The organism is Kitasatospora sp. NPDC093558 (genome assembly GCF_040683475.1).
GTDB lineage: Bacteria > Actinomycetota > Actinomycetes > Streptomycetales > Streptomycetaceae > Kitasatospora.
This window is the reverse complement of sequence record NZ_JBFBDY010000440.1, coordinates 1-5,265: the sequence shown is the minus strand read 5'-3', so window position 1 is coordinate 5,265 and position 5,265 is coordinate 1. Positions and strand designations below refer to the sequence as shown.

Annotated in this window: 3 protein-coding genes; all 3 read right to left on the bottom strand. The window is 74.3% G+C overall.

The features are described from left to right. Window positions 1–1,625: AAA family ATPase (locus tag AB0O00_RS28515; protein WP_363656537.1), on the bottom strand; the 1,625-nt coding region annotated here is incomplete at its 3' end. 154 nt (window positions 1,626–1,779) lie between these two features. Then, a complete protein-coding gene (locus tag AB0O00_RS28510; protein ID WP_363656535.1) occupies window positions 1,780–1,962 on the bottom strand; it encodes a hypothetical protein in 183 nt (60 codons plus the stop codon). A gap of 23 nt (window positions 1,963–1,985) precedes the next feature. Then, window positions 1,986–4,898, bottom strand: coding sequence for a type 2 lanthipeptide synthetase LanM family protein (locus AB0O00_RS28505; RefSeq protein WP_363656533.1), 2,913 nt, complete (start codon window positions 4,896–4,898; stop codon window positions 1,986–1,988). Between the last annotated feature and the right edge of the window lie 367 nt (window positions 4,899–5,265).

The following is a 5,265-nucleotide window of genomic DNA, read 5'->3' as shown; positions in this document are numbered from 1 at the left end:
GCCTCGACGACCGCCAGCGCGGCGGCCTGCTCCGGCTCGCCGCCGTTCTGCAGCCGGGCCCGGGCCGCGGCCACCTGCGCGACGGTCTCCGCGCCCCGCTCGGCCACGACGGCGGCCCAGGCGAGCCTCGTGTGCAGGGCGACCATGCGGTCGGCCGCCAGCGTCGTCGAACCGAGCGTCGGCAGCGTGCCGGCCAGCGTGAACGCCCGGTCCAGCCGGCCGTCCTCGGCGAGTGCGCGGGCCAGCGCCTCGGTGATCTCCGCCCGGTGCGCCGGGCCGGCCAGCGACTCGGCCCGCTCCAGCAGCCGCACGGCCGACGCCGAGGCGCCGTCGGCCATGGTCAGCCGCCCGGCCTCGGCGAGGAGCAGTGCCGCGCCCGGCCGGTCGTCCGCGGTCACCAGCAGGTCGGCCACCAGCTGGCACTGGTCGGGGGTCAGTGGCCCGTCCTCGCGCAGCGCGTCGGCCGCCCGGCGGGCGAGTGCGGCCCGCTGCGCCGGGGGGATGCCGGCGAGGACGGCGTCGACGGTGATCGCGTGGCGGAAGGAGTAGTCGTGCGGTGAGGAGTCGTCGGGGACGAGGAAGTGCGCCTCGGTCGCCGCGCGGAGGAGGGCGAACAGGGTGGGGTCGTCGAGGCCGGTGACGGTCCGCAGGGCGGAGACGCAGCAGCGCGGGCCGATCGTGGCCGCCAGCAGGAGGAAGTCGCGCAGCGGGGGGTCGACGTGCTGGAGGCGGTGGGCGAAGCTCTGCACGACGGTCGTCGGTACGGTGGCCGGTGCGGTGGCGTCGAGGTCGCCGGTGACCTGCCAGACGGGCCGGCCGTCCGTTTCGGCCGTGTTCAGCAGCCTGGAGTCGATGAGGTCGGCGAGGAGCTCCTCGACGAGGTAGGGGTTGCCGTCGCTGCGGGCGGCCAGTCGATCGACGACGGCGTCCGGCACGTCGTGCGCCGGGGCGTCCAGGCAGCCGGCCACCAAGGCCCTGATCTCGGTCGTGCTCAGGGGTGGCAGGGTCGTGACGGTGGCGATCCTCCGCCGTTCGGCGCTCCGTGCGAGCGTCAGGGCGTTGCCTGGGTCGGTGCGGACGGTGGCGAGGAGGAGGATGGGCGACTGCGCGAGGTTGTCGGCGAGGTACTCGGCGACGGCCACGGACTCGGAGTCGGCCCAGTGCAGGTCTTCCAAGGCCAGGACGCAGCCGGAGTTCCGGCCGATGGTCGTGAGGAGGCGCAGGAGGGCCTCGGCGAGTTCCACGACGCTCTCGGTGTGGCCGGGGGCGGTGGCGTTCCTCGCGTTCCTCCACTCCGGGACGAACCTGCCCAGGGCGGAGCGGTAGGGGGCCAACTCGGGGTCGGTGGGCGGGTTTCCGTTGGTGCGGAAGTGTGAGGACAGTGCCTCCAGGAGGGGGCGGAACGGTGTTCCTCCGCCGGTCGTGCTTCCGCGACCGCGCAGCACCGGCAGTCCTCGCTCGGCCGCTTCGCGCACGCAGTGGTCCACCAGCCGGGACTTGCCGATGCCGGGCTCGCCGACCAGGAACACCGTGCGGCCGGCGCTCTGCCGAAGCTGCGTCAGGGCCGTCTCCAGCAGGGAGATTTCTGCCTGGCGGCCGATGGTGACCGGCGAAGTGATGCGCATGTCGGCAGGGTAGTTGATCGTATGAACAAGTTGACAAAACGCTTGCCAAAATTCGGGGCTGGGGTAGGGAGGTAGGGGAGAGAGGACGCAAGAGGGGCGCGGCGCTTGGGGGTTGTGCCCTGGTGCGCGCCGCGCCCCCTTGTGGGGTGGTGGATCAGTGGAAGGTCACGGTCTCGATCGTGCACTTTCCGCGGTCCCGGGTGCCCATCAGTTCGGCCCTGCGGGCGAGCAGGCCGGTGGCCGGGCGGAGGCGGATCTCGCCGATCGGGTCGTTCTGCGCGGTGTCCTGGGTGACGGTCGGCAGGGTCCGGCGACGGACGGTCTCGTGGATGTCCATGGCGTTTCCTCTCGTTTGGCGGGTCACGGCGTCCGGGTCGGCGGCCGTGGGTCGTCCGGCGCTTGCAGCAGCAGCGCCGAAGGCGTGTGGTCGGGGAACCCGAGGCGCAGCAGCCCGTGGCCGATGCCGGCCAGGCCGGTCAGCAGGCCCGGCGCCGGGACGGCGGACGGGGTGCCGCAGACCGGTCCGGCCCGGTCGAGTGCGGCGAGCAGGGCTGCGGTGCGGGCGCCGAGTGCCGGGTCCTTCAGGTGGGCGAGCAGTTCGAGGACGCCCAGCTCGCCGTGGCACGGGCTGTGGGTGGGGAGGGGGCCGGTGGCGACGGTTCGTTCGGCGGTTGCGGTGACGTACCGGCTCAACTGCTCGTCGGGGTAGAGGGCTTGGATGTCGGCGATGGCGAGGGCTGTGCCGGGTGCGCCTTCGCACCAGGTCGCGTGGGGGTTCGGTGCGGTGGCGGCGGAGCGCAGTGCGGCCAGCCCGGCTCGTTGGTGGCCGGTGCTGCCGGCGTCGGTGCTGTCGGCGTCGGTTCGGGCGAAGCGGAGCAGTGCCCATCCGATGCCGGCCGTTCCGGTGGTGAAGCCGGGCCCTGCGGGCAGCGGGCGGGAGAGGAGTGCGTCCGCGCAGCGTCGGGCGGCCTTCAGGGTTTCGGGGTCGCGGGTCGCGTCGTGGACGGCCAGCAGGGCTGCGAGTCCGCCGGCGGTGCCGTCGGCCAGGGCGGGGGAGTGCTCCTCCTCGGCCGCGGTGGTGGTGAGTTGGCCGGCCCCGGCGGTCCAGGTGGCGATCTCGTTGTCGTCGAGGAGGGTGGCGAGTCGGCTCAGTGCGTAGGTGAGGCCACCAAGGCCTGCGAAGGCGCCGGAGCCGATCAGCGGGAGGTCCCCGGGGCGGTCCGCGAGGCGGTCGAGCAGTTCGGGGATCGGGCGCAGGGCGAGGCGGGCGGCCTCGGCGTAGCGGTCCGTGCCGGTGAGCGCCGCCAGTTGGGCGAGGAACAGGGCGGGGCCGGGGTAGCCGCCGCCCAGGTCCGCCCCGGCGGGGGCGGGCTGCCAGTAGCGGTCGCCCAGGAGTTCGAGGCTGATCCAGTTGATTCGGCCGGTGGTTCGGTGGGCTTGGGCGAGGAGGGCTTCGCCGATCGTCCGGGCCGCAGCCAGGAGGCGGTCGGGGGGAGGGAATCGGGCGTCGCCCGGGGAACTCGCGGGCAGGGGGCGGCCGGGCTCGTGGGGCGGGGTGGTCGAGCGGCTCGTCATGGCGGCGCGGACGATCCACTCCTGGGTGGCCGCTTCGTCGGCGTCGAGGTCCCGGAGCCGGGCTGCGACGCGGTCGAGGCCCGAGTGATCCAGGGCGTCGCGGATGCGTCGGCCCTGGCCGGTCCACAGGTCTCGCGTTCCTGGACGGGTGGTGAAGAGCGGGACGTCGCCGTTCCAGAGTTCGGCGACCTCGTCGTCCACCAGGCCTGCCCAGCCGGCGTGGTCGGTGTCCAGGTCGCGCAGCAGCGCGTCGCGGTCGGCGGCGTTGCGCAGGAGGCTGGGGTGGGTGGACTCGTCGAGCAGCGTGGCGTAGTCGGCGGTCGCGCGGACGACGACGCGGGTCTCGTCGTCGGCGAACGTGGGGAGGAGGGCGAGGAGTTCGTCCCTGCTGTCGGCGAGGATGCGGCGGGCCAGGCGGTAGCCGTCGAGGATCGCGTCGACGTGGTCGGCGGGGTCGGCGTCCGTGTCGGCGAGGCTGGGGCGGTTGGCGCCGCCGTGGAGTAAGCCGGCGCGGCGGACGAGCCGCATGCCGTCGGTGCCTCCGGCCTCCCACCGGACGGACTCGCCGGGGATGGTGGCCCCCGCGTCTCCGCCGAGTCCGGAGGCGTCCAGCGCGCGTTCGTCGCCGAGGATCAGGCGTGGCAGCAGGCCCGTCCGGTACACCGAGCCCGCGAGGGCCATGGCCGCCGGGTCGACGGACTCTCCGAACTTCTCTGGGCCGAACTCCTGCGGGTGGAAGAGGGTTTCGAGGTCGACCGGCACGGGGTGGTCCGCGCACGCGATGAGGTTCTCGAAGTGCAGGTCGGTGCAGTCGAAGGCGTGGAGCAGCGCGAGCCAGGCACCCTGCCGGAGGTAGAAGCGGTGCACCTCCCGGGGGGTCGTGCACGGGCGGCGGTCGATGAACTCCGTCCAGCCGTAGCCGTCGCGCTCGACCAGGGCGACGGTCCGCAGGCCGGGCGAACCGGACTGGGCGTTGAACCGGTCGATGACGGCGTTGACGTGGTGGTGGGCGCGCAGCGGGCGTGGCTTGTACACGACCCTCTCGCCGTCGGCGAACTGCAGGACGGCGACGGCGTGGCCGCGGCGGTGCTGGTCGCCGGTGCGGTGGACGGCGGTCAGCGGGCCGGGGTCGGTGTCGCCGAGCAGGGTGGTGACGATGTCCGCCCGGTCGGCGGTGAACCGGTCGAGGAGGTCGGTGAGTGCGTCGGCGGTGGTGAGGCAGGTCTGCGCCAGGATCCTTGCGAGGACGGGGTATTGGTGGAGGAGCGCGGACAGGCCGGGGCGGCGGGCCGTCAGGTCGATGAACGAGCGGAATCGCGCCTCCGGGGTGGGGCCGGCCGCACGGGCGGTGTGGAGTTCCCGGACGAGCGTGCGGGCGGCCCGTCGGGTGAGTGCGTCCGCGAGGCCGTCGGCGAGCTGGGTCCGGATGGCCGGTAAGTCGGCGAGCTCCGGCGGTACTTCGGCGCGTACGCGGGCCAGTGTGGCCCGGACGAGGGGGGCCACGACCGGCCGGAATCCGGTGGTGCCGGGGAGTGGGCCCGCCGGCAGCCGTGGTGTGTCGGCGTCGGCGACCGCTTCGTCGACGAAGGCGGCCCACGCGGGCGGGCCGTCGCCCGCCGGCTCGCCGGGGCGCAGGCCGGGCGTCCACCAACGGCCCTTCGGAGCCTTGGCCGTCGCGTCGCTCGGAGGAGTGGTCACGGCACAGAGAGTGGCAGCCGGAGGACCGTCCGCACAAGAGTTTGATCTAGCCGGGGTGGGCGCGCAGCGCCGCTGACCAGGATCGCGACGCGCGGAAAAAGCGCGACGCTCGTAAAAAGATGGGGGCCGGTCCCCCATGCCGGGGTGGGCGCCGTGTGCCCAGAATGGCGATCGCGGCCGCGGTTCCCCGCTTCCGTCCCGGCTCGGCCGTCTCCACCAGGGCAGCGGCGGTCACCGGGGCGGCGCCACGAGTGGACGGTTCGCCCGCGTGGGGGCGGGGGTTCCGGCCCGGGGGGAGCCGGAACCGCCCGGTCACCCGGCGCGCGGATGTCGTCCGCCCTTACCCCCGTGGGGCGGGCGATGTCCT